General features: G+C 66.5%; 13 protein-coding genes. 4 read left to right on the top strand and 9 right to left on the bottom strand.

Annotation, left to right across the window (positions count from 1 at the left end):
• The first annotated feature begins 89 nt into the window (after positions 1-89).
• Positions 90-995, top strand: coding sequence for a LysR family transcriptional regulator (locus DFR29_RS14250; RefSeq protein ID WP_133819291.1), 906 nt, complete (start codon positions 90-92; stop codon positions 993-995).
• Positions 996-1004: 9 nt separating this feature from the next.
• Here DFR29_RS14250 and DFR29_RS14245 read toward each other — a convergent pair whose 3' ends face one another.
• Together DFR29_RS14245 and DFR29_RS14240 are read right to left on the bottom strand one after the other, a co-directional pair.
• On the bottom strand, positions 1005-1589 hold the full coding sequence (locus DFR29_RS14245) for a hypothetical protein (RefSeq protein WP_133819290.1): 585 nt from the start codon (positions 1587-1589) through the stop codon (positions 1005-1007).
• A gap of 108 nt (positions 1590-1697) precedes the next feature.
• Positions 1698-2579, bottom strand: a complete 882-nt coding sequence (locus DFR29_RS14240) for a phosphate/phosphite/phosphonate ABC transporter substrate-binding protein (protein ID WP_166654089.1) — start codon at positions 2577-2579, stop codon at positions 1698-1700.
• Between the two features lie 179 nt (positions 2580-2758).
• On the opposite strand from DFR29_RS14240, the gene DFR29_RS14235 reads away from it, so the two are divergent.
• Positions 2759-3133, top strand: a complete 375-nt coding sequence (locus tag DFR29_RS14235) for a YciI family protein (protein WP_133819288.1) — start codon at positions 2759-2761, stop codon at positions 3131-3133.
• A 95-nt stretch (positions 3134-3228) separates the two neighbouring features.
• On the opposite strand, the gene rarD is transcribed toward DFR29_RS14235, so the two are convergent.
• The 5 genes from rarD to DFR29_RS14210 form a co-directional block, all read right to left on the bottom strand.
• Positions 3229-4119 carry an EamA family transporter RarD gene (rarD, locus tag DFR29_RS14230; RefSeq protein WP_133819287.1) on the bottom strand — a complete coding sequence of 297 codons (891 nt, stop codon included), beginning with the start codon at positions 4117-4119 and terminating at the stop codon, positions 3229-3231.
• 110 nt (positions 4120-4229) lie between these two features.
• Positions 4230-5660, bottom strand: coding sequence for an MFS transporter (locus DFR29_RS14225; protein WP_133819286.1), 1431 nt, complete (start codon positions 5658-5660; stop codon positions 4230-4232).
• Between the two features lie 94 nt (positions 5661-5754).
• The gene (locus DFR29_RS14220) at positions 5755-6936 is read right to left on the bottom strand and encodes a PQQ-dependent sugar dehydrogenase (protein WP_166654088.1); all 1182 of its coding nucleotides are present in this window, start codon (positions 6934-6936) and stop codon (positions 5755-5757) included.
• Between the two features lie 210 nt (positions 6937-7146).
• A complete protein-coding gene (locus tag DFR29_RS14215) occupies positions 7147-9762 on the bottom strand; it encodes a hypothetical protein (RefSeq protein WP_166654087.1) in 2616 nt (871 codons plus the stop codon).
• Between the two features lie 56 nt (positions 9763-9818).
• The gene (locus DFR29_RS14210) at positions 9819-12410 is read right to left on the bottom strand and encodes a hypothetical protein (RefSeq protein WP_133819283.1); all 2592 of its coding nucleotides are present in this window, start codon (positions 12408-12410) and stop codon (positions 9819-9821) included.
• A 277-nt stretch (positions 12411-12687) separates the two neighbouring features.
• Between DFR29_RS14210 and DFR29_RS14205 the strand changes: the two genes are divergently transcribed.
• Positions 12688-13095: a hypothetical protein gene (locus tag DFR29_RS14205; protein ID WP_133819282.1), complete on the top strand. Its 408-nt coding sequence runs from the start codon at positions 12688-12690 to the stop codon at positions 13093-13095.
• 63 nt (positions 13096-13158) lie between these two features.
• Here DFR29_RS14205 and DFR29_RS14200 read toward each other — a convergent pair whose 3' ends face one another.
• The gene (locus DFR29_RS14200; protein ID WP_133819281.1) at positions 13159-13815 is read right to left on the bottom strand and encodes a TonB family protein; all 657 of its coding nucleotides are present in this window, start codon (positions 13813-13815) and stop codon (positions 13159-13161) included.
• Between the two features lie 3 nt (positions 13816-13818).
• The gene (gene aceE / locus DFR29_RS14195; RefSeq protein ID WP_133819280.1) at positions 13819-16506 is read right to left on the bottom strand and encodes a pyruvate dehydrogenase (acetyl-transferring), homodimeric type; all 2688 of its coding nucleotides are present in this window, start codon (positions 16504-16506) and stop codon (positions 13819-13821) included.
• 336 nt (positions 16507-16842) lie between these two features.
• Between aceE and DFR29_RS14190 the strand changes: the two genes are divergently transcribed.
• Positions 16843-18921, top strand: a complete 2079-nt coding sequence (locus tag DFR29_RS14190; protein ID WP_133819279.1) for a hypothetical protein — start codon at positions 16843-16845, stop codon at positions 18919-18921.
• Positions 18922-19138 lie beyond the last annotated feature (217 nt).

Below are 19138 nucleotides of genomic sequence, written 5' to 3'. Positions count from 1 at the left end.
GGAATCGGTTGGACCTGGCCAGACTATCGGCTTCACAATCGCGCCAGTAGTCGGGTCAATCCGCAAAGATCCTGAAGCGAGGCTTCACAATGGACGACCTCAAAGCCATGGCCATCTTCGCGGCCGTGGTGCGCCTGGGCTCCCTGAGCGCGGCGGCGCGGCGGCTGGGCCTGAGCACGTCGGCGGTCAGCCAGCAGTTGCGCGCGCTGGAACGTTCCCACGGCGTGACCCTGCTGCACCGTTCCACGCGCAAGCTCGCGCTGACCGATGCGGGTGCGCGCGTCTACGCCGAATGCGCGGCCATGGTTGAAGCGGCGGAGCGCGCGCAGCAGCAGTTGCGCGCGACGCGCGAGGAGCCGTCAGGCGAATTGCGCCTTGCCGCGCCGATCGGCTTCGGGCCGTATCTCGCCACCGCGCTGACGCCGCTGCTGGCGGCACACGCCGCACTGACCCTGCGCCTGCTGGTCGACGACGCGATGATCGACCTGCTCGATGCGCGCATCGACCTGGCCATCCGCGTCGGCCGCCTGCCCGATTCGAGCTGGGTGGCGCGGCGCATCTGCGCCATGGGCCTGCTGCTGTGCGCCGCACCGGACTATCTGGCCCGCCGCGGCGAGCCGCGCTCGCCGGCAGAGCTGCGCAGCCATCACTGGCTGAGCCAGAACCGCAGCGACACGGCGGCACTGGTGATCAGGCTGCAGCACGCCAGCGGCGATCTGCACGAATTGCGCGTGGAGCCACGCGTCAGCAGCAACAATCAGCTGCTGCTGCAGCAGATGTGTATTTCTGGACTTGGCATCGCGCTGATCGGCAGCGCCGACGCCCATGCCGACCTGCAGCAGGGGCGCCTGGTACAGGTGCTGCCGGACTGGCAGACCCGGCCGCTGGAAGTATGGGCACTGACGCCGCAACGCGATGCGCAGCCTGCCAAGGTGCGTCACGCCCTGCTCGCGCTGAGCGGGCACCTGCGCGCCATGCCCGGCATGCGGGACTGAGCCGCAGGTTCAGAACAACGGCTTCAATACCACCGTCCGCGCCTGCGCCGCGTCGCCGTCGCTGACAAACGCCTGCGCCGACTCCACACCGACCAATGAAAACGCCACCGGCTGCGTGTCCACGCCGAGCTGGCCCGGCGCCGTCACAGCACTTGCACCGATCCAGATACAGGGCTGGCAGGCAAAGTCCACGCTCTGTTCCGCGGCTACGCCTTCGCGCTGTTCCACCGGTTTGTGATCGCAGTACAGGACGATCGTCGCCATTTGCCCGGCCAGGGCATTGCGTACCTGCACGACGTTGCCGACCTGGGCCGAGCCCTGGTCGACCAGGCTCAGTGCCGTCGTATCGGCCCGCAGGTCGTAGCGCCGGCCTGGCTTTACCACGGTCAGCGGCAGGCTGAGCAGGGCGCTGGTCTGGGCGCCTACGCTCAATTCCAGGGCGATGGTGGCCGGTCGCGTCTCGCCGGGGGCCAGCTCCAGCAGCAACGCCGCTGCAGCGGTTTCGCCCGGCGCCGGCGGCGGCTCGGTGAAGACGACGACGCGCGTATTTTGTGAATCATTGGAATTGTTTATAAAAGTCAGTGCAATGCTCATGCAGAAACGGCCCCGCCCGTAGTGACTGCGCGTATGCCGGCTAACTTAGCGGCAAGCAGGCTAGAGAACTGTCAAAGCAGCCTCGGCAATGAAACTCTTGCAAACCGTTCAAAGCAGCTTTTCCAGTACGGCGCGGCCCGCGGCGGCATCGGCAAAGCCGGCGGTAAGCGCATCGTAGGCAGGCTCGCGCACGGGCACCAGGCGCGTGGCGCCGGCAGCCTCGGACCAGGCCGCCACCACGGCGGCCAGCGCATCTGGCGCCTTGTGCTGCAGATTCAGCAGCAGCGCACGCGCCTGGGCGCAATCGATGCGGCCAGCGTCGCGGCAGACCATGGGCCCGGGCGGAATCGGCGGCGAACGCCACAGTTCGACCACGTCGCCGGCCGTGCTGGCACGCTGTGCGGCCTGCCAGGGAGCATCGGCCAGCGCGGCCACGTCGGCACGGTCTTGCTGCAGATCGGCCAGCGCCGCCTCGTGCGTGCCGCTGTAGCGGGCATGCAACTGGGTGCTGCCGTTGACGCCGCTGGCCGCCAGAAACAGATCCTGCACCAGGCCGCCGGAGGTGGACCCCGGAATGACCTGGGCATAGCGCAAGGGCCGGTCGGTCAGGCGCAGGGTGGTCAGCGTGACCCGGTCGCGCCGCGCCAGCAGCACGCCGCGGTACGCGTCCAGCGTAGCCGCCGGCACGTCGAACACGGCCAGCGGCTGCAGGTGCGCGTCGCCACGCACGGCAAGGTATACGAATGTATTCGTTACGGCGAGATCGACGCTGCCCTCGCGCAACGCCGCGGCCAGCGCACGCGGCGATTCCAGCACACGCACTTGCACCGCCTGCCCCAGCGCTTCGCCCAGCACCGTCGCGAGCGGCTGCAACGCGGCGGCGCGGTCGTAGCGGGCATAGGCATAGGTGGCGATCACGGCGGCACGCTCGGCGGCGTGCAGCGGCAGACTGGCAAACAGCAACACCATGGCTAAACGAAGAAGGCGCACAGGAACGCTCCGGCAATGCTTACTGGGCGGCGTGGCGCAAGCATGGCATGCGCGGCCGGTCCTCACTCGACAACGCAGCGCCAGTGCAAAACCTGTCATCGTTTCACACTGGCGCCGCCCATGGGCCGGGTTTATCGTCCACGTTTTGGCCGCGCCCCGGCCCTGGAGACGAAGCGCTCATGAAATTCATGCTGCTGATCTATACCGACGAAAACCTGATCAACGCGCTACCGCCGGGCGAATTCGACAGCATGATGCGCGGCTGCCTGGAACACGCCGACGAACTGCGCGCACAGGGCACGATTCTCGATTCGCAGCAGCTGGAACTGGCGCACACGGCCAAGTCGCTGCGCCTGCGCGGCGACAAGGTCAACGTGCTGGACGGGCCGTTCGCCGAAACCAAGGAAATGCTGGCCGGCTTCAACGTGATCGAAGCGGCCGACATGGACGAGGCCTTGCGCATCGCAGCGGAATTTCCCTGGGCGCGTACCGGCAGTATCGAAGTCAGGCCGGTGCGCGATCTCGATCAGGTGCGGCAGCGCGTTTCCGCCTGAGCCGCAAGGCAGCAGCACGGGGCCGGCACACCGATCTTTCGCTGCACCGCGCCGCACGGGCGACGCATGCAGGGCCTGCGTCGCGGATGCAGGAATCAGCGCACCGCTGCAGCGCGATGCGTGCGCCACGCATCCCAGCTGAACACGGCCAGGCCTGCCCAGATCAGTGCGAAGGTCACCGCCCGCGCACTGCCGAAATGCTCGCCATAGAAGGCCACGGCCAGCACGATGCCCAGCGACGGGCTGATGTACTGCAGGAAACCCAGAGTGGTATACGACAGCCGCTGCGCGCCGGCCGCATACAGTGCGAGCGGAATCGTGGTGACTACGCCGGCCGCCATCAGCAGCACATCGAGCTGCCAGGAAACATGGGCGAACTGCGCCGTGCCGCTGTTCCATAGCTGGACCAGATAGACCAGCGCCAGCGGCGTCACCAGCGCGGTTTCCACGGCCAGGCCATTCAGCGCATCCAGCGGCACGCGACGGCGCAGCAGGCCGTAGAAGCCAAAACTGAACGCCAGCACCAGCGAGATCCACGGCAGCCGGCCCAGCTCGACAATCTGGTAAGCCACGCCGACACAGGCCAGCAAAACCGCGATCAGCTGCAGCAGGCGCAGGCGCTCGCCCAGGAACAGCACCGCCAGCAGCACATTGATGATCGGGTTGATGTAATAGCCCAGGCTGGCGTCCAGCATGTGACCGCTGTTGACCGCGTAGACGAAAACCAGCCAGTTGCCGCTGATCAGCAGCGAGGTCAATGCCAGCGTGGCCAGGATGCGCGGATTGTCGCGGTAGTAGCGCCAGCCGACGAAGCGCCGCGTCGCCACCAGCACCAGCGCCATCAGCACGCTGGACCAGATGATGCGATGCACGATGATTTCCGCCGCGGGCACGCTCTGGATCAGCTTGAAATAGGCCGGCGCTATGCCCCACAGCACAAACGCAGCGAGGGCGTACAGCAGGCCCTTGTTCGATTCGGGATTCACACGGGACTCGTTGCAGCCGGCGGAAAGCGCGCACGCGCATTATGCGTGTTGCGCTGCAGCGGCGAATGTAGCGTGAAAGCATGTCGCTCTCCGCCCGCATTGCCTTCGACTTAAGTCGCCGGGCGCTGCAACACCTTGGGCTCGGCAATCTCGCCGCCGGGCTTGGCATTGCCGGCCATTTCCTCGCCCGCCTCTGCGGGCAGCCGCCACATCGACCAGACCGACAGGGCCGAGCAGAAACCGACCACGGCAAACGCCACGCTGAAATTCACCGCCGCGGTTTCGGCCTGGCCGCTGAACACCGATGCCAGCTGCAAGGCATAGCCGCCGATGGCCACGCCGACGCTCAGGCTGAGCTGCTGCATCATGCCCGCCAGGCTGCTGGCCTGGCCCATGCGCACCGGGTCGACCTCGGCATAGCTGATCGCGTTGAGGCTGGTGAACTGCAGCGAGCGGAAACAGCCCGCAATCAGCAGCACGGCAGAGATGAACAGGTGCGGCGTATCGGCGCGGAACAGGCCGTAGCAGGCCAGCAGCACCGAGGCGATCAACGCATTGAATACCAGCACGCGGCGGAAGCCCCAGCGGCGCAGGATATTCGCCGCCAGGGTCTTCATGAACATAGCGCCCGCCGCCGAGACAAAAGTGATCAGGCCCGACTGCAGCGGGCTGAGGCCGAAACCCAGCTGCAGCATCAGCGGCAGCAGGAACGGCGTAGCGCCCACGCCGATGCGGAACAGCGATCCGCCGACCACGCCCGCGCGGAAGGTCGGCAGGCGGAACAGGCTCAGGTCCAGCAGCGGCCGCGGATGCCGCTGCGCATGCACGACGTAGGCAAGCAGCGCGACCAGGCCGCTGCCGAGGCAGCCCAGCGCCACCCACAACGGCACCAGGTGACGGCCGATGGTGGAGAAACCGAACAGGGTCAGGGCCAGGCCCAGGCCGGACAGGGCGAAGCCGACGCCGTCCAGCGGCCCGGGCGGCTCGCGCAGGTTGGGCACGTAGCGCAGCGCCAGCGCAATGCCCAGCGCGCCCATGGGCAGGTTGATCAGGAAAATCCAGCGCCAGTCGAACCAGGTCACGATAAAGCCGCCCAGCGGCGGCCCCAGCATGGGCCCGACCAGGGCCGGGATGGTCAGCCAGCTCAGCGCGACGACCAGTTCGTTCTTGGGCACGGTGCGCAACAGCACCAGCCGTCCCACCGGCACCATCAGGGCGCCGCCCATGCCCTGGACAAAGCGCGCCGCGACCAGGGCCGGCAGCGAACCGCTGGCGGCGCAGGCGATGGAACCGAGCAGGAAGACCGCAATCGCCAACACGAAGGTAGTGCGCGAACCGTAGCGATCGGCGATCCAGCCGCTGACCGGAATAAACACCGCCAGCGCGACGAGGTAAGTGGTCAGGGCCAGCTTCAGCGCAACCGGCGAGGTATCGAACTCCGCCGCGATGGTCGGCAGCGCGGTGGAAATCGCGGTGGAATCCATGTTCTCGATGAACAGCGCGCAGGCAATGATCAGCGGCAGGCGGCGTTCGGGTCTCATGCGCGAATCGCCGCGCGCGCTATTGGCGTTTCAGCATCCATCGGGCGATTGTGCGCAATCGGTGCGTACAGGCCTAGTCAAAGCGTGGCCTGGTTCATTCGAAGCGATCGGCAAACAGCGCATCGACCACGACGATGCGAAAAAGCACCGCATCGCCGACGCCGTAGCTGCCCATCCATAACTGGCCGTCGGCGGTCTGGCCGAAACCCGTGGGCTGGCGCGGTGCCGTACCCAACAGCGCACTGCTCCACTGGGTTTCGTCGCCGGTCTGCGCACCGAACACGCGGCCAGTGCACAGGTCGGCGTAGATATAACGCCCCTGTAGCGCGATCAGCGCGGTATTGCGCAGGCGCAGTCCGCCGATCACGGCGCAGCCGACGCTATGGGAAAACTCCAGCAGCGGCAGCCACAGGCTGCTGGTATCGCAGCCTTCGTCCGGATAGCAGTGCGCGCCTTCCATGCGGCTCCAGCCGAAGTTCACGCCGAACGGCGTGCCGGCCGGCACCCGGTTCACCTCTTCCCATTGCGACTGGCCCACATCGGCCAGCCACAGGTCGCCGTTGAGCGTATCGAAGCTGAAGCGGTAGGGATTGCGCACACCCAGCGCCCAGATTTCCGCCCGCGCGCCGGGCGTGTTCACGAAGGGGTTATCGGCCGGAATGCCGTAGGGCTGGCCGATTGGAACATTATTCACATCGATGCGAAGTATCTTTCCATACAACTCCGCCAGCGATTGCGGATCATGCAGCGGCGTGAACGGCGGGCCGCCGTCGCCGCAGCCGATATAGAGAAAGCCGTCGGGGCCGAAACGCACTTCGTTGCAGTTGTGCGTAGGGTGTCCCTGCGGCAGCGTCAGCAACCCCAGCTCCGAGGCAGGATCGGCCGCCAGCAGCGGCCCCGGCAACAGGCGGAAACGCGATACCTGCGAGGCCTGGTCCAGCCGGATGTAGTGCACATAGACATACGGACTGGCCGGAAATGCCGGTGCCAGCGCAAAACCGGTCAGGCCCTGCTCGAAACCGCTGGACAGGGTGCGGTCGGTGATGTCCAGGAACGGCACCGCACGCAGCACCTCGTTTTCCACCAGGCGAACGCGGCCGGCCTGCTCGGCCACCCAGACCGTATCCGGATAGTTCGGCGTGGCGACGATGGAAGTCAGCCGGTCCAGGCCACCGACGATGGGCTCGAACTGAATAAGGTCGGCGGCGTGAACCGCAGCGCCGGCCAGCAGTGCCAGGCCGGCAGCAGATCGGGCAAAACCTTGGCACAGGTCCACGTCGGGCTCTCGCGACGGGGACAATTCCCCCGGCGCGATGCTACCGCGCAGGCATACGGATGCGTACAGCCAGGACACTCGCTGCAGTGTCAGTGGCCGGGCTGCTGCAGCTGTAGCGAAAGAAGCCCGGCGCAACGCCACGGCGCTTTCGCTGGACGCCATCAGGGAACAGCCCGGCGACGGCACGGCCCGCCGACGGGCACTGTCGCGCTACTGGAAACCGTCGCGGAAGATGCGCTCCGCACGCGCCTTGACCTGCCACAGCTCGAAGCCGTGGTAGCCGTCGTCAGCGGCGTAATAGGTTGCCTCGCTGGTGGAGCCGACCAGACTGGGCCGGGACGACTCGGGGCCGGGCTGTATGTCCAGGATCAGGCGCGGGTTACCGCCATCGCTGTCGATCGCACACAGCTCGCTGCCGGTTTCGACCGTGTGACAGCCGAAGGCCGCGGTTTCCGTATCCAGCACCGTCAAAGAGGCAAAATCCGGGCGCAGGCCAGCAGGCAGGGTTACCGCCGCCGTACCCTCCTTGCGCCCGTCGGAGACGTAGTAGTCCGGCGGCAGGTTGCCTGGCCAGGGAGCGCTGACGATGAAATGCAGGCGATCGCCAAAGCTCACCATCGGCGACATCGACCGTCCGGCGAACGAGCGCAGCAGATCGGTACCGGCCGCCGTGCCGTCGCTGATCCACAGCTGCTGATCGCTGCTCTGGCCCAGTATCAGCGCGACGCGCTCGCCCAGCGCAGCAAACTGCAGCACACGCCGTGGCAAGTCCACGACGAACTGCGTGCCGGCCTGGCTGCCGTCGCTGCGGTACAGTCCGCATTGGCCGGTGAGGTCGTTGCACGCGTTGAACAGCAGGCCGCCCTGGAACGGGAATGCCGCGACATCGCCATACGAAGCATCGACGGCGCGCAGGTCGGGATCGAGCCGCATCGTGCCCGGCGCGGTGCCGTCGCTGCGCCACAGGCCGGCGTCGCTGCCGAAGCCCCGATGGAAGAACAGCGCCACTGCGCCGCTGCTGCCGATGGGCAGCAGATAGCCGCTGTTGAGCAAGTTCGGGGCAATCAGTGCCGCCTGGCTTTCGCCGGCGCGCACCGAACACAGATTGTCGTTGCCGAAAGCGCTGCCGAGCTGGCACCCCATCAGCACACCGCCGGCGCCGTTCATGCCGAAGGCCTGCAAGGTTTCACGGTACGACGCCGCGACCAGCTGGGACGAAGTGGAAAATGTTGCATCCGTCATATGGAACGCAGTGCTCGACGCCGAACGCAGGCGCGCACCGAATACGATGCGGTCGCCGAACCTGACCGGGCGTTGGACACTGCCTTCGCCGTAGACGCTTCGCGACAGTGGCTGGGTGCCGGCCTCGCTGCCGTCGCTGCGCCACAGCGCCGTGCGCCCGTAATCGTCCTGTTGCGGATCGGCGACGCTGGCGAGAAACAAGGTATTGCCGATGCTCACGCCCGGTTCGGCGTAGTACAGGCTGCTGGCATTGGCCTGCCATACGTCGTGCAACAGCTGCGGCTCTGCAGTGCTGCCGTCGCTGCGAAACACTTCGCTGCCCGCCGTATCGCTGCGGCTGTTGCCGATCAGCGCGCCGTTGAGTGCAGTACTGTCGCGCCAGTTCAGGCTGTCCAGGCCGCTGCTGACGCGTGCCACGCTGCGGGCCACCGTGTCGATTTTCCAGATACTGCTCACATTGCCCAGCAGCAGCGTGCTGCCGTTGACGGTATAGGCCTGGTACTCATCCATGGCTTCCAGGCCAGCGGCAGGCGTCACCCGCTGCGTACCCGCTGCCGTGCCGTCACTCACGAAAATGGCAGAGCGGGGGTAGTTGCTGCCTTCCTGGTAAGGGCCGTTGAACACCAGCCTGTCGCCCACCGCGCGCATACGGTTCGGCCCCACTGCCTCCAGCGGATAGCTGGCGATCGGCTGGGCAAAATTGCTGCGCCAGAGGCGCAACGGTTGCGAGACACTGCCGCCGTCGAGGACGTACGCGAAATTGCTTGCCGCAGCCACGCCGCGGCCAATCATGCTGCCCTGCGCCGCGACGAAGGTGGCGCTGTTGCCGTCGCTGCGCCACAAGGTCCAGCCGCTGCCGCGGGAAAACAGGAAATAGCACTGGCTGCCGTTGCCGGAAACGCCGATCAGGCCGGTTTCCTGCGCCAGTCCGGCGACGACGCGGTTGCTGGCGCGGGCACCGCCCGTATGCCACAGGGTCTGCGTCGCGCTGGCCGACGGCGCGACGAACATCGCGCCGCTGCCCAGCACGCAGACCGAATCGGCCAGGTTGACGCTGTACGGCATGTCTACCAGACGCTGCGTGCCGGCGGGCGTACCGTCGGTGGTGAGCAGGTGTTCGAGCGTGCGGAACAGCACGTGGTTGGCAAGCTGGGCAACCGGCTTGACCCATTCGTCGCTACTGCCCGAGCCAGAAAAATGCAGCAAGGCAGTCGTTGCACCGGTGCTGCGGTCCAGCCCCAGCAGCGCGTTGCCCTGCACGCCATCGTCAGCCTCCACGACCAGACGTCCGCCGGCCAGGCCCACTGCCTTGGGATGGGACGAAGCCGGACCGGCGGCAAAATCGTGTACCAGTTGCGCCTGTGGCGACACGCCGTCGCTGGTGTACAGCTCGCGGCCCAGCAGTGGCGTCGCCGCGCTGAAGTACACCCGGCCACCGAACTGCCGGAAATGCCGGGGGCTGGAATTTGCCGAAGCACTGGCCGGAGCAGTGGCGATGTCCTTGACCAGGCGTGCCTGGATCTCGCTGGCCTGCACCGCCTGCGCACCGGACAAAATGATTAATACACAAAGCGAATTACGCATTCTTGTCTGATCCTGGAAGTTCCTGGAGCTGCCTGACGCGGCGGCCCCTGCTGCGGTCATTCGAAACGGTTGGCGAAGATGGCATCGCCCAGCACCTGCACGCGCCACAGCTCGCGTCCGTGGCGACCATCGTCGATGGCGAAATACGCGGCCGCGCCGGCCCTGCCGACGAACTGCGGCGAGGACGAGGAAGGGCCAGGAAAGACGTCGCGCAACAGGCGTACCTGGCTGCCACGCGCATCCGTGACGCAGAATTCTTCGCCTGTGGTTGGCGAAGTGCAGCGGAATACCAGCGTGTCGGCATCGAGCGCGACGGGTGCCGCTCCGCCCGGGCGGGTCTGCGGCGGCAACGCCACTGCCCGCGTTCCGGCAGCAGTGCCGTCGGAGACGTAGTACATAGGGCTGGACGTGTCGCCGGCAATGAAATGCACGTAATCGCCCGTGCTTGCCAGAGCCGGCGCGCCGGCGCCGGTGAAACTGGCCACAGCAAACGTGCCCGCAGCAGTGCCGTCGCTGATCCACAGCTGTGTGCTGCTGCTCTGCACCAGAATGGCGACGCGGCTGCCCAGCGGTTCGATGTCCATGACATTCGTCGGCAGATCGGCAAGCCGCAGCGTGCCGTTGCTGCTGCCGTCGCTGACATACAGGGTGCAGTTGTCATCGCCGGTGCGGCAGGCAGGGAACCAGAGCCGGCCGTTGTGTGCCACTGCGGCAGGCCTGTGGTACCAGCCCAGCGAAGGCAGGTAGAGATCGGGCGCTATCCGGTACGTGCCCGGCGCGGTGCCGTCGCTGCGCCAGAGGCCGCCCCTGTCGGCACTGCCCGCCATCCCCATGAAAAACGCCAGGTTGCCCAGCTGCCCCAGGGGTTGCGCATTTCCGTCCGACTGCAATGCCGGCGCCACGATGGCCGGCTGCGCCACACCCGGTGCCAGCGCACACACGTTGCCATTGCCAGTGCCCCCACAGGCAAAGAGGGCGCCGCCGCCGGGAATGGCCTGCAACAGCGAGGGGTAGAAGCTGTCGGCCCAGACCAGGCCCGCGGCACTCAGGCCCGCATCGGCGCGGTAGACGCCGTGGCCAGCCGGATTGCCGTGGCGCTCAGTGACAAACAGCACGCCGTCGCCCAGTGCAACCATGCCGGCTACGGCCGCGCCGTCGTAGGTGTCGCGCGGCAGCGCCCGGGTGCCGGCCTCGCTGCCGTCGCTGCGCCACAACTGGCGCGCGCCGCCTTCGTCGCTAGCCGGATGGCGCAGGAAAAACAGGGTATCGCCGACCGCTGCCGCCGGCTGCGCAGTGTCGTAGCCGATCAGGCCGTCGGCATTGGCCCGCCACACGTCGTGCAGCAGCCCCGTGCCAGCCACGGTACCGTCGCTGCGCCAGGGTTCATAGCCATGAATCCCGTCATTTGCCGACAGCAGCATCGCGCCGTCCAGCACGGCCAGGTCAGATTGCTCCAGCCCCTGCAGATACGTCGGCAGCGCGGTAATCGAGCCAGCGACGGGGTCGATCGAGTAGGTAGCGGTATAACCTGTGGAAAACACGACATGCTCGCCAATGCCGGCCATTTTCAGCGTTTGCCAATCGTATACATTGGCTGGCAGTGCCAGCGGCCGGGTACCCGCACTGGTACCGTCGCTCACGTAGAGAGCGCGGCTGCCGGAATTGTTGATGTCGTCCTGCGGCGCGAAGAACACCAGCCGCCCGGCCGCAACCCACATGCCCAACGGAGTACGGCATTGGTCCTGCACCAGACTCAGGCGCACCGCCTGCTCTTCTGCGTCGACCAGACGCACGCCGTTACGCTGCTCCAGCACGTATACGCGCGAGCCGAGCATGGCCATGCCGCAAAGCCTGGAATCGGTAGTCGATTCGCGCCATAGCGAAGTACCGGCGGCGGTACCGTCGCTGCGCCAGATCTTCCAGTGCGCATGGCCGTGAATGCCGAAGTAGCAATAGCCGCCGCCGCTCGCCGCGTAGGCATTCTCCGCACCGTCCAGCTCGGCCACTTTCACCGTGTTGGCCGGCGTGCCGTCGGTGGCAACGAGGCCCGCCTTGAAGCTGTACCGGTCAAGCATCACCACGCGCCCGCCGACGCTGCAGGCCAGCGGTGCCGCATCGCCCAGATAGAGATTGAGGCGCTGCGTACCGGCCGCGCTGCCGTCGCTGGACCAGACCGAGCTGCCGCGCTCGCGAAACACCAGCCTGCCACCGGCATTGCCCAGCGCCCGTGGCGGTTCGCCATAGCTGGGCATGGCCGCGCTGCTCAGGCGCGTGGCCGCCCCTGTCGCATCGACCGCCCAGAACTGCTCGCCACGATAGCCATCGTTGCCGGCGAGAATCAGGCGCCCGCCCGCCATGCCCAGCGCCGTCGGCATTGACGAACCGGCACCGCGCGCGATGTCGGCGACCAGTCGCGGCGGCGTGGCACTGCCGTCGCTGACGAATAGTTCCTCGCCGGTTTCCGGCGTTTTCGCGGCGAAATAGACCTTGCCGTCGATGCTGCGGAACCGCTGCGGCTCCGAACTGCGCGACACGACGGCGGTATCGATGTCCTTGACCAGTTCCAGGCCGACCTGGCCAGCCCGTGCCAGTGGCGCCGACAGCAGTAGCCCTGCCGCGGCCGTAGCCACGCAAGATCCGATTTTCATATCCCTCGATTTCCCCCTGGACAGGCGTTTTCCCTACTTTGGCAGACGACTGCAGGCTTTGCGTTGTGTACCGGCCGGGCTGGCCGGCGCCGACACTCCGCCCCCGGTTGGCCCGTAACGGGCTAATCGAAGTTCGATATCAATCGTGATCGTCGCGTCCATTGCCCGGCGTTTTTTGCCACGTATCGCTGCCGCGGCCCGGCGCGACGGCTACAGCGATTGCACAACGCGCCGCAAACCGTCAAGGTGGGCGCTGTTCCGCTACGAAGGCAGCTGCATGGCTCATATCCACACGCCGGGGCTGGTGCTCCGCCTCGATCCGGACGAACTGCTCAACCAGGGCGCACGCTGCAGCTGCGATATCGACCTGGCAGTAAAGGCGCAGCACTATTTCCTCTGCATCGACAGCGATGCCAAGGAAGCCATCTGGCTGCCTCTGCTGACCGGCCCGCGCGTCGGTTCGCGGGAAATACCGTCCGCCGCCAAGACCGGCCATCCGCGCTGGACGAGTGGCTCGTCGCATTACCCGACAGACCAGATCTGGCGCGCCTCGCACAAGGCCGTACAGCGCGCTGCCAGCGTCGCCCACGATCAGACCACCGGCAAGACCGCCAATGCCGTCGCGCTGAAGTTCGTGCCGCCGCGCAGCGATTTTCCGGCCACCGTGGATACGGGACTGACCTGAAAGCAGCGGCCATGGCGCAACGAAACCTGCGGCGGCCGCACTGCGGGCCGCTGGTGCTCCGCACTACGGCAAGCTGACGCTTTCCGCACGCAGCCGCACCGAGTCGGTGACACGAACCGCCAGTTCGTCCATCGGTGCTTCGCAGCCGGCCTGGCCGCGAGAAGCCTTGAAGCACAGGCCGACCTCGATCCAGGTCTCGACTGGCTCGCCAGCGATGCGGTCGGGTTCGAACGACCATTTGCGGATCGCCTTGAGCAGGTTTTCCGGCATCGGCCCGCGTGCCGAGGCCTGGTCTACGCTGGCATCGACACAGCGGCGCTTCGCATTGACGCGGCACTTAACCACGACGGTGCCGTGATAGCCGGCGTCGGCGTGGTTTTCCATGTAGATCGGTTCCTGCACCGTCAGCATGGGCGGACCAGCGGAAACATTGACCAGGCGTATGCCCTTGTTGTCTTCCGCCGGACGCAGGATCAGCGACAGGCTGGTACTGCTGCCTACCGCCACCCCGTCCTTGAGCGCCGGCTCGAAACGCCAGCGCGCGATGCGCGCGCGCAGGTAATTTTCCAGTACCGGCTTGAGCTTCTGGCCGAAGCCGATGGATGAGATCGACCCGGTCGCGTCCACTTCCACCCGCGCCACCACGCGCCAGTGGTTTTCCGGCAGCTCGAGTTTTGCCGGCAGCAGCTGCGCTGCCAGCAATACGCCGGTCAGCAGCATGGCTCAGACGCTGGTCGGGTTGGCCTTGTCCGCGTCGATCTTCCATTCCTTGATCGCCCGCGCCACGTCCTTGGCGTGCATTTTCCCTTCTGCCGCCAATGCAGCAATTGCCGCCTGGGCGATGTAGTAGCGGTCGACCTCGAAGAAGCGGCGCAGGTTGGCCCGCGTATCGCTGCGGCCAAAACCATCGGTACCCAGCACGGTATAGCGCATGCCGTCAGGCAGGAAGGCACGGATCGAATCGGCATGCTGGCGCACATAGTCGGTCGCGGCGATGGCCGGCCCGGCGCGGCCGTCCAGGCAGCTGGTGACATAGGCCTTGCGCGGCTTGTCTTCCGGATGCAGGCGGTTCCAGCGCTCGGCGTCGTGGCCGTCGCGGCGCAGCTCGGTGAAGCTGGGGCAGCTCCAGATATCGGAACTGACACCGAAATCCTTCTCCAGCAGCTCGGCCGCGGCAATCACTTCGCGCAGGATGGTGCCCGAGCCCAGCAACTGCACATGCGGCGCGTTCTTCTTCGGCTTGCCGCCGTCCTTGAACAGGTACATGCCCTTGATGATGCCTTCCTCGGCGCCTGCGGGCAGGTCCGGGTGGCTGTAGTTCTCGTTCATCACGGTGATGTAGTAGTACACGTCTTCCTGTTCGGTCAGCATGCGGCGCGTGCCGTCCTGCAGGATCACCGCGACTTCGTAGGAGAAGGTCGGGTCGTAGGCCTTGCAGTTGGGAATGGAGCCGGCCAGCAGATGGCTGTGGCCGTCCTCGTGCTGCAGGCCTTCGCCGTTGAGCGTGGTACGTCCGGCGGTACCGCCGATCAGGAAGCCGCGGGCGCGCATGTCGCCGGCAGCCCAGCACAGGTCGCCCACGCGCTGCATGCCGAACATCGAATAGAAGATGAAGACCGGCAGCATCGGCAGGTTGTTGGTGCTGTAGCTGGTCGCCGCGGCGATCCAGCTGCAGGTTGCGCCGGCTTCGGTAATGCCTTCCTGCAGCACCTGGCCGGCCTGGTCTTCGCGGTAGTACAGCAGCTGGTCGGAATCCTGCGGCTTGTACTTCTGCCCGAACGGCGCGTAGATGCCGATCTGGCGGAACATGCCTTCCATGCCGAAGGTACGCGCCTCGTCGGCGACGATGGGCACGATGCGCGGACCGATGGCCTTGTCGCGCAGCAGCAGGTTGAGGCCGCGCACGAAGGCCATGGTGGTGGAGATTTCGCGCTCGCCGCTGCCCTTGGTGATCTGTTCCAGCGCGGCCAGTGCCGGCGTCGGCAGCGATTCCGACTTTTGCCGGCGCTGCGGCAGCGAACCGCCCAGCGCGGCGCGGCGCTCCAGCATGTACTGCACTTCCGGCGAATCCTTGCCCGGGTGGTAGTACGGCACGTCCGCCAGCTTGTCGTCGGCCACCGGAATATTGAAGCGGTCGCGGAAGGCGCGGATCGCCTCGTCGTCCATCTTCTTCTGCTGGTGGGTGATGTTCATCGACTCGCCGGCGCCGCCCATGCCATAGCCCTTGACCGTCTTGGCCAGGATCACGGTGGGACGGCCGTTGGCATTCGTCGTTGCCTCGGCATAGGCCGCATACACCTTGTGCGGATCGTGGCCGCCGCGGTTCAGGCGCCAGATGTCCTCGTCGCTGAGGTTGGCGACCATTTCCTTCAGCTCGGCGTACTTGCCGAAGAAGTTCTCGCGCGTATACGCGCCGCCGAACGCCTTGCAGGCCTGGTATTCGCCGTCGACGGTTTCCATCATCAGCTTGCGCAGCAGGCCCTTGGTGTCGCGGGCCAGCAGCGGATCCCAGTACGAGCCCCAGACCACCTTGATCACGTTCCAGCCGGCGCCGCGGAACACGCCTTCCAGTTCCTGGATGATCTTGCCGTTGCCGCGCACCGGGCCGTCCAGGCGCTGCAGATTGCAATTGATCACGAAGATCAGGTTGTCCAGATTTTCACGCCCGGCCAGGGAGATGGCGCCCAGCGATTCGGGCTCGTCGGTTTCGCCGTCGCCCATGAAGCACCAGACCTTGCGGTCGGACACCGGCAGCATCTCGCGGTGTTCCAGGTACTTCCAGAAACGCGCCTGGTAGATCGCCATGATGGGCCCCAGGCCCATCGACACGGTCGGCGTCTGCCAGAAATCGGGCATCAGCCAGGGGTGCGGATACGACGACAGGCCGCCGCCGTCGACTTCCATGCGGTAGCGGTCCAGCTGCGATTCGCTGATGCGGCCTTCGAGGAAGGCGCGGGCGTAGACGCCCGGCGAGGAGTGGCCCTGCACATACAGCAGGTCGCCCGGGTGGTTCTCGCTGGGGGCGCGCCAGAAATGGTTGAAGCCGACATCGTACAGCGTGGCCGAGGAGGCGAAGCTGGCGATATGGCCGCCCAGTTCGCCCGGCTTGCGGTTGGCCCGCACCACCGTGGCCAGCGCGTTCCAGCGCACCAGGGAGCGGATGCGCCATTCCAGCGCCGCATTGCCGGGATTGCGCTTTTCGGCCTGGGTCGGAATGGTATTGACGTATTCGGTGGTCGGCTGGAACGGCAGGTGGCCGCCGGCACGGCGCGTCGCGTCGACCATGCGTTCCAGCAGGTAATGCGCGCGCTCCGGGCCGTCGGCGCCGATCACGGCGTTGAGCGCGTCGATCCACTCCTGGGTTTCGGTGGGGTCGAGATCCTGGTTGAGGATGTCCTGCAGCATGTTCATGGGTATCCCTCCACGAACGCCGTATGCCCTGGGGAGGAGTGGCGTTCTTTGCTGTTGTCGTTCTGAGAAAGCGGCGGCGCCGGTGGCGCATCGGTCCAAGTCTACCGGCTTAGGCGGGCCGGCTGTATGCCGAACAGGCGTTTGATATGCCCCGCCTTTGGTGGAACGTGTCCGCTCCCTGCCGCCGCGGCAGTGACTGACAACACGCCAGAGTATGCTCGGCCGCGCCGCGATGTCGCTTGCGGCCGCCAAGACGCGTAAGCAGAGCAAGCCGGAAGCGTACCGGGACGCCCCACCGCGGCGGCGTCCGGCCAGTTCCGCCCTTCGGAGACGATCATGCGCAAGTGGACGGGTTTGCTGCTGTGGGTGCTGGCCGCGCCGGCCTGGTGCGTACCGGCCTGGTCGGCCAACCTCGCCGTCTACGACGAAGCGCTGCAGAACGGCTTCGACAACTATTCCTACGGCGGCGGCGCCACCTTCGGCAGCAACGAACAGGCGCACAGCGGCACGCTCTCGATCCGCTTCGCCGGCGGCAACGGCCAGCCAAACAATTTCAATGCCCTGTCGTTCTTCCACGATCCGGACCTGAGCACAGCGGCCTACCCCAGCCTGCGCTTCTGGGTGCACGGCGGTGCCGCAGGCGGCCAGCAGCTGCGCCTGTACCTGCAGCACAACGACGTCATCGTCGCCCAGGCCGAACTGGATGCCTACATCAGCGGCGGCGCCCTGGTCGCCGGTGCCTGGCGCGAGGTGGTCGTGCCGCTGACCAGCGGCGCGCTCAACTACAACGGTGCGTTCGACCGCATCGACCTGCAAAGCGATTCGGCCGTCGCCCAGCCGGTGTTGTATATCGACGATATCGTGCTGGCCGAGCCCGTCGTCCTGCCGGCCGACGCCATCTTCCGCAACGGCTTCGAATCCTCCAGCCTGCCGCCGGCCGCCAACGGCCTGGTGCAGGAACAAGGCGTCAGCGTGCTGGGCATGACCAGCGACCGCTTCACCTGGCGCGATTCGGCCAACCAGCCCCGTGTCGCCGTACTCGCCCACAACACCGGCCAGAGCGGCCCGAACGGCAGCCGCGGCGGCGAGCTGCGGGAATTCCGCTACCAGGTCGGCGGTAACACCCGCGTGGTAGGCGCGTCCAACAGCAGCGGCGCCAGCGGCTTCGGCTACGTCGTCAGCCATCGCAGCGAAGGCTCTACCGGTATCGGCACCGACGACTCGCCGCTGGGCCATGGTTTCACCGGCCAGCTGCAGCGCGTGTGGACCGGCCGCCACCACGCCATCTTCCGCTTCAGCCAGAACTATCCGCGCTGGTCGACAACCACGGCCGTGCCGCCGAATACGCGCTACGACGTACCCGTCACGCTGGACTGGGTGTTTGCCAGCGGCCACGACTTTCCGCTCTGGGCCATCAGCTGGGATCTGAGCGCCACGCCGGCCGATGCAATCGAAGCCGATTCCCGCGCGCCCTACGGCGAACTGCTATTCGACGGCGCCGCCACGCCCGGCGCGCACAGCACCATCGCCGGCATAGGCTGGGGCGACCGCTACAAATTCCAGACCACCAGCAGCCCGGCCACCTACAGCTCCAGCTGGAGCTGGAACACGCCGAACACTATTCCCTATGTAAAACTGTGGACAACCGCCGTCGACGCCACCATGGGCACGGTACAGACCCAGCCCATCGCCCAGCAGGACGCCGGCGGTTACTTCGGCACCAGCCGCTGGAACAGCACCAGCGCCGCCGGCAACGCCTGTACCAGCCCCGCCTCGCTGATGCCGTGCGACTACAACTGGCCGTACCAGTCGATCAACTATTCCTTCGGCGGCGTCAACACACCGACCAACAACACGCGCCTGGCCTGGGGCACCAATTTCGGTTTCCTCGGCCAGACCAGCTACTACGTCCATGGCAGCGCCTACTGGGGCGGCCCCCTGCCGAATGCAACCGCCGCAGGCTGGCCGCGCAAGAGCTATTCCACGCATATCGTGCTGGGCACGCATTCCACCGATCCGGTCGGTGCCCAGGTAGGCCAGGTCGAGACCATGCAATCGCTGACCGCCACGGCCAGCATCGGCAGCGTGGCGACCAGCGGCCCCGCAGGCGCCGGCCGTGTCGACACCATCGCCTATGCGCCGGCCGGCTACGACCCGGTCTATGCCGCCGTGACCTTCAACGCCGCCGGCAACGCATTGGATGCGAATATCGCCGTCGGCAGCGGCACCTTGCGCAAGCCGCTGCTGGTCGTACGCGGGGTGACCGCGTATCCGGCCACGCTGCGTTTCAACGGCGCGGTGCTGGTGCTGGATGTGGATTATTTCCCTTCGCTGCGCAGCAGTCCGAACGAGATCTGGATTACCTTGAACCGGGATTTGAGCGGGGCGGCGAACCGGGTGGAGCTGTTGCCTTGAAGGGTAGTGGGTAACTTGAAGGACAGCAGGATAAATTGAACCCGCCATCGCCGTCGGGAGCAGCGCTGCTGGGTTGCAGTAACTTGCGTGGAATGTTGCGCGCGATGCTTGAATCCCTCTCCCCCAAGCTCGCCTGGGGGAGAGGCCAGGTGAGGGGGCGGTACTTGCCAGCGACGCCGTGCGATTGTCGGCGCCGGCTCGCGTCCCGCCAGACCCG

The organism is Tahibacter aquaticus (assembly GCF_004363655.1).
Taxonomy (GTDB): domain Bacteria; phylum Pseudomonadota; class Gammaproteobacteria; order Xanthomonadales; family Rhodanobacteraceae; genus Tahibacter; species Tahibacter aquaticus.
The sequence above is the reverse complement of the archived record's forward strand: the minus strand, read 5'-3'. Positions and strand labels throughout refer to the sequence as shown.

Bases quoted from the DNA above. Each gene is read 5' to 3' on its own strand.
- DFR29_RS14250 (WP_133819291.1), top strand. From the start codon at position 90: ATGGACGACCTCAAAGCCATGGCCATCTTCGCGGCCGTGGTGCGCCTG.
- DFR29_RS14245 (WP_133819290.1), bottom strand. From the start codon at position 1,589: ATGAGCATTGCACTGACTTTTATAAACAATTCCAATGATTCACAAAAT.
- DFR29_RS14235 (WP_133819288.1), top strand. From the start codon at position 2,759: ATGAAATTCATGCTGCTGATCTATACCGACGAAAACCTGATCAACGCG.
- DFR29_RS14225 (WP_133819286.1), bottom strand. From the start codon at position 5,660: ATGAGACCCGAACGCCGCCTGCCGCTGATCATTGCCTGCGCGCTGTTC.
- DFR29_RS14215 (WP_166654087.1), bottom strand. From the start codon at position 9,762: ATGCGTAATTCGCTTTGTGTATTAATCATTTTGTCCGGTGCGCAGGCG.
- DFR29_RS14210 (WP_133819283.1), bottom strand. From the start codon at position 12,410: ATGAAAATCGGATCTTGCGTGGCTACGGCCGCGGCAGGGCTACTGCTG.
- DFR29_RS14205 (WP_133819282.1), top strand. From the start codon at position 12,688: ATGGCTCATATCCACACGCCGGGGCTGGTGCTCCGCCTCGATCCGGAC.
- DFR29_RS14200 (WP_133819281.1), bottom strand. From the start codon at position 13,815: ATGCTGCTGACCGGCGTATTGCTGGCAGCGCAGCTGCTGCCGGCAAAA.
- aceE (WP_133819280.1), bottom strand. From the start codon at position 16,506: ATGAACATGCTGCAGGACATCCTCAACCAGGATCTCGACCCCACCGAA.
- DFR29_RS14190 (WP_133819279.1), top strand. From the start codon at position 16,843: ATGCGCAAGTGGACGGGTTTGCTGCTGTGGGTGCTGGCCGCGCCGGCC.